Origin of the sequence: Marinobacter sp. (genome assembly GCF_040904845.1) — a bacterium.
Classification (GTDB): domain Bacteria; phylum Pseudomonadota; class Gammaproteobacteria; order Pseudomonadales; family Oleiphilaceae; genus Marinobacter.
The window spans coordinates 1-4,032 of the sequence record NZ_JBBDSR010000076.1 but is presented as its reverse complement, the minus strand read 5'-3'; the positions used below and the strand labels follow the sequence as shown (position 1 = coordinate 4,032).

Genomic DNA, 4,032 nt, shown 5'->3' with positions numbered 1-4,032 from the left:
CAGAAAAGACGTGTTGGTGGCGGGCTGGCACTCGCGCAATGGCGCAGTCATCGCCGGGCCCCAACACCAGAGCGCCTGAACGGTCCGGACCGGCCAGGGGTTTAAAGTAGCGGCGTATCAGTTCGAATTCACCCATTCGTTACCGTGGGCGCGTTTCAGCCAGCCGTAAACGACCGCTGAGCTTGTCCAGAATGCTGTTAACGAACTTGTGACCTTCGGTTCCACCGAATTTTTTCGCCATCTCGATGCCCTCATTAATGACCACTTTATAGGGGACATCCAGACGATGTTTCAACTCATAGGCACCCAGCCGGACGATGGCCAATTCAACCGGATCGACCTCGGCAAGCGGGCGATCCAGAAAAGGCTCCAGCAGCTTGTCCAGCTCTGCCTGTTCGCGGTGCACCCCACGCAGCAAATCCCGGAAATACAGAGTGTCGACCTTGCTCATGTCGTTGTCGACCATAAACTCAGCTTCAATATCCGACACTGGGCTTTTGCTGAAATGGCGCTGATAGAGCCCCTGCATGGCAAGCGCACGGGCGCGGCGACGATCACCAGCCTTTGGCTGCCCCGGTGCACCCTGAGGCACAGACGTGTCTTCAGTTGTGCTCATCACTCACCCAGCTTCTTGAACAGACTGACCATTTCCAGGGCCGTGATAGCCGCTTCCGCGCCCTTGTTTCCCGCTTTGGTACCGGAACGCTCGATCGCCTGCTCAATGGAATCGACGGTCAGCACACCAAAGGCAACCGGCACGTCGGTTTCCAGGCTCACAGCACCCAGACCACTGGACGCTTCGCCCGCCACGTACTCAAAATGCGGCGTACCGCCACGGATTACCGCGCCAAGGGCAATGATGGCGTCGTGATGGCCGGTTTCAGCCACACGTTTGACCGCCAGCGGCATTTCATAGGCACCCGGCACCCGCACCAGGGTAATGTCATCCTCGGCAATGCCATGGCGACGCAAGGTATCAATCGCGCCTTCAACCAGGCTCTCTACCACAAACCCATTAAACCGGCCGACCACCAGGGCGTATCGGCCACTGCACTGGGTAAAATCGCCTTCAATTACTTTGATATCTGCCATGAATGGCTCCTTAGCGGGCGGTTCAGCCTTCGCAAAACCGCCGGGTTCATCATTCGGGGGTGTAGGGTACGTACTCTTCCACTTCCAGATCGAAACCGGAAATGGCCGAAAACTTGATCGGCGGGCTTAACAGGCGCATTTTGCCCACGCCAATATCCCGCAGGATCTGGGAGCCGGTGCCAACAGTGAAATACACACCAGAGCTGCCTTTGGCCGCCGCCGCCTGCTCTTCGCCGAAGAACTCGTGGATGCGGTCCTCAAGGTTGTAGCTGTCCTCTGCGCTGTTAAGCAGCACCACGACACCACGACCGTCATTGGCGACTTTCTCCAGGGCCCGGTGCAACGGCCAGCTGCGGGAGTCCGCGCGGCGAGCACCCAGCAAGTCGCGCAGGGTATCGGTAATATGCACCCGTACCAGCACTGGCTCGTTCGGATTGATATCCCCCATGACCATCGCCAGATGCGTGGAGCCCTGAATGTTGTCGCGATAGGTCCGGAGGTTGAACACCCCGTATTCGGTATCCAGATCGTACTGCTCAATGCATTCAATGGTGCGCTCATTGAGGGTCCGATAATGGATAAGATCTGCAATGGTGCCGATTTTCAGATCGTGTTCCTCGGCAAATTTTTCCAGGTCCTCGCGGCGCGCCATCGAACCGTCATCGTTCATGACCTCGCAGATCACCCCGGCGGGCTCGCATCCGGCCAGTGCCGCCAAGTCGCAAGAGGCTTCTGTGTGCCCCGCACGGCTGAGAACGCCACCGGGATCCGCCATCAACGGGAAAATGTGGCCCGGCTGAACCAGGTCAGAGGCCTTGGCATCCCTGGCGACCGCCGCCTGAACGGTCCGTGCCCGGTCAGCTGCGGAAATCCCCGTGGTCACCCCCTCGGTTGCTTCGATGGACAGGGTGAACTTGGTGCCAAAACCGGATGCGTTGCGCTGAACCATCAGCGGCAGGCCCAGTTGCTCACAACGGGTCCGCGTCATCGGCATGCAGATCAGACCACGCCCGAATCGGGCCATAAAATTAATGGCTTCGGGCGTACAGTGTTCCGCCGCCATGACCAGATCGCCTTCGTTTTCGCGATCCTCGTCGTCCATCAGGATGACCATTTTGCCCTGACGGATGTCGTTTACCAGATCTTCTATGCTGTTCAGTGCCATAGGTTGTTGCACCCTTTCAGTTCGCTGACCCCGCAATCCGGAGCGGGCAAACCGTGAATTGGAAAAGTTACCGTGGTTTAAGGATCATTCGATGATCCTCACCCACCTGACGACGATCCAGCACCGTCCATTGTACTTTATCCGCCATGGATTCGAGTGGCAGATGGGCGGTTGGCCGCCCGGTGCTGCCGAGAAATACCGGTGCCTGATAGAGCCAGAGCTCATCCACCAGGCCCTCATTGATAAAGGTTCCGGCCAGTGTCGGTCCCGCCTCAACCAGCAACTCGTTAATGCCCAGATCACCCAGCGAGTCCAGCAGTTCCCGCACGTCAATTCCGTTATCCTTCCAGGCTACCCCGGTGAGACTGATGCCCAGCGCTGCCAGGTCCTGAGCCGGTGCGGTCGCCAATGTGGGCGACGCACAGAACAACTGAACGCTGCCCCCCTGCAAGATGTTCGCTTCGGGCGGTGTTCTGGCGTCACGGTCAGCAATGACCCGCAGCGGCTGCCGCGAAGGCTCGGTTGCATCACCGATATCGCCAAGCTCCGCACGTCTTACCGTCAATGAGGGGTCGTCCGCCAACACCGTGCCGACACCGGTGAGGATAGCGTCACTGATCGCCCGCAAGCGCTGGACGTCCTGACGGGCTTCAGCGCCGGTTATCCACTGACTTTCGCCCGAGGCCATCGCCGTGCGGCCATCCAGGCTGGCGGCCATTTTCAGCCGGACAAAGGGCCGCCCCGTATTCATCCGCTTCATAAAGCCCGGATTGAGCCTGACGGCTTCGTCAGCCAGCAAGCCTTCAGTGACACGAATGCCGGCTTCCCGCAGCATGTCCAGGCCCCGGCCCGACACCGAAGGGTTTGGGTCTTTGGTGGCCGCAAACACATGAGCGACGCCAGCTTCAATCAACGCTTTCGCGCAGGGTGGCGTGCGCCCGAAATGGCTGCAGGGTTCCAGGGTGACGTAGGCCGTAGCCCCCCGCGCCGCTGGCCCCGCCTGGCTGAGCGCGCGAATCTCCGCGTGGGCTTCGCCGGCCCGCTCATGCCAGCCTTCTCCCAGAACCCGGCCGTCACGGGCAATCACGCACCCCACCCTTGGATTGGGGTGCGTTGAGTACCGGCCGCGCCACGCCAATTGTACGGCGCGCGCCATCAGCGCAGTGTCATGAGCCTCTATCATGCCTTACCTTCAGGCGAATGGTTGTCCGCCAGTACCTTGGCAACATCCACCGGGTCTTCCCCTGCGTGGACGGACAGCCGCTCGATCTCTTCCTTGAATTCGTTGATGTCCTGAAAACTGCGATACACCGAAGCAAAACGCACATACGCCACTTTATCCAGCTGGCGTAATTCGGTCATGACTTCCTCACCCAGCTGCATGGATTTGACCTCACGCTCACCGGTCGCCCGCAGACGAAAGCGGATACGGTTCAGCGCTGCATCGATTTGCTCAATGCTCACGGGCCGCTTCTCGAGGGCTTTCATAAGACCTGAGCGCAATTTTGCTTCGTCGAACGGCTGGCGAGTGCCATCCTGCTTGACCACCCTCGGCATCACCAGTTCGGCGGATTCAAAGGTGGTAAATCGCTCACGGCAGGAGAGGCATTCCCTCCGGCGACGCACCTGATCACCCTCGGCGACCAGCCGGGAGTCAATCACCTTGGTATCTGCTTCTCCACAGAAAGGACAGTGCATAATCGGGAGCTCCGGAAAAGAACCGGGAAGAGTCACCGGATACAGGGTGGCCGGGCATCCATCAGGATTGCCCGGCC

At 59.5% G+C, this 4,032-nt stretch carries 5 protein-coding genes and 1 pseudogene; all 6 read right to left on the bottom strand.

Features of this window, described 5'->3' with window-relative positions; translation table 11 throughout:
* Positions 1-136: pseudogene (locus WD429_RS10075) on the bottom strand (thiamine-phosphate kinase); the annotation flags it as partial.
* A gap of 3 nt (positions 137-139) precedes the next feature.
* Positions 140-616, bottom strand: coding sequence for a transcription antitermination factor NusB (nusB, locus tag WD429_RS10070; RefSeq protein ID WP_368422043.1), 477 nt, complete (start codon positions 614-616; stop codon positions 140-142).
* Positions 616-1,092 carry a 6,7-dimethyl-8-ribityllumazine synthase gene (ribE, locus tag WD429_RS10065; RefSeq protein WP_368422042.1) on the bottom strand — a complete coding sequence of 159 codons (477 nt, stop codon included), beginning with the start codon at positions 1,090-1,092 and terminating at the stop codon, positions 616-618. Before ribE ends, nusB begins: the two co-directional genes overlap by 1 nt.
* A 49-nt stretch (positions 1,093-1,141) precedes the next feature.
* Positions 1,142-2,257: a bifunctional 3,4-dihydroxy-2-butanone-4-phosphate synthase/GTP cyclohydrolase II gene (gene ribBA, locus WD429_RS10060; RefSeq protein ID WP_368422041.1), complete on the bottom strand. Its 1,116-nt coding sequence runs from the start codon at positions 2,255-2,257 to the stop codon at positions 1,142-1,144.
* A gap of 67 nt (positions 2,258-2,324) precedes the next feature.
* The gene (ribD, locus tag WD429_RS10055; RefSeq protein WP_368422040.1) at positions 2,325-3,440 is read right to left on the bottom strand and encodes a bifunctional diaminohydroxyphosphoribosylaminopyrimidine deaminase/5-amino-6-(5-phosphoribosylamino)uracil reductase RibD; all 1,116 of its coding nucleotides are present in this window, start codon (positions 3,438-3,440) and stop codon (positions 2,325-2,327) included.
* Positions 3,437-3,955 (bottom strand): transcriptional regulator NrdR, encoded by a 519-nt coding sequence (gene nrdR / locus WD429_RS10050; RefSeq protein WP_368422044.1) that lies wholly within the window; start codon positions 3,953-3,955, stop codon positions 3,437-3,439. Before nrdR ends, ribD begins: the two co-directional genes overlap by 4 nt.
* Positions 3,956-4,032: the final 77 nt, after the last annotated feature.

Bases quoted from the DNA above. Each gene is read 5' to 3' on its own strand.
- ribE (WP_368422042.1), bottom strand. From the start codon at position 1,092: ATGGCAGATATCAAAGTAATTGAAGGCGATTTTACCCAGTGCAGTGGC.
- nusB (WP_368422043.1), bottom strand. From the start codon at position 616: ATGAGCACAACTGAAGACACGTCTGTGCCTCAGGGTGCACCGGGGCAG.
- ribBA (WP_368422041.1), bottom strand. From the start codon at position 2,257: ATGGCACTGAACAGCATAGAAGATCTGGTAAACGACATCCGTCAGGGC.
- ribD (WP_368422040.1), bottom strand. From the start codon at position 3,440: ATGATAGAGGCTCATGACACTGCGCTGATGGCGCGCGCCGTACAATTG.
- nrdR (WP_368422044.1), bottom strand. From the start codon at position 3,955: ATGCACTGTCCTTTCTGTGGAGAAGCAGATACCAAGGTGATTGACTCC.